This window comes from Streptococcus sp. SS-4456, assembly GCF_036680365.1.
In the GTDB taxonomy this organism is placed as follows: domain Bacteria; phylum Bacillota; class Bacilli; order Lactobacillales; family Streptococcaceae; genus Streptococcus.
Genome location: NZ_JAVIHI010000100.1, coordinates 1 through 556 on the forward strand (window position 1 = coordinate 1; position 556 = coordinate 556).

The following is a 556-nucleotide window of genomic DNA, read 5'->3' on the forward strand; positions in this document are numbered from 1 at the left end:
TTAATGGCTGATTCAACTTGCGTACTCGTTAGTCGTTGTTCAATTTGCCCAGCCTGTGTACGTATAGTGGATTCTGCACTTGCTACTCGACCAGTCAAGCTATTAAAATCTGTCTTTGCGACTTTCTGTGAAATGGCATTATTGGCAATAGTCAGCTCAGACTTGGTCTGACTAATCATTGTCGCATTGCTAGTTGCTTTTGAAAGGGCGGTTTCCGCCGTAGATTTCACACCGTCCACAAAGGTCTTGTCAGCTTTAAGTAAAATGGACTGGGACGTTTGATTAATACTTGTCGTATGATTCTCAACTGTACTCTTGAGATTGTCAAAGTCCATTTTTGAAACTTTACTAGCCACATCACCCAACAATTGCCTGATTTTGGTTTCAGCATTCATCATTTTATTCTCAGTATGAGTAACCTTTGTAGACAGTTGAGTTTGTCCCTCAGCTGTCTGAGTAATTAGCGTTCTGGTTTGGCTAAGATCTGTGATTAAGTCCTCAGGAGCAGGTGACCAGTCTGTAGGCATAGAAGAAAGTTCAAACTTTGGTCTTCCAG

1 pseudogene is annotated in these 556 nt (G+C 41.5%); it reads right to left on the reverse strand.

The window, feature by feature from the left end:
* Nucleotides 1–527, reverse strand: a pseudogene (locus RFK25_RS11825) (phage tail spike protein); the annotation flags it as partial.
* Nucleotides 528–556: the final 29 nt, after the last annotated feature.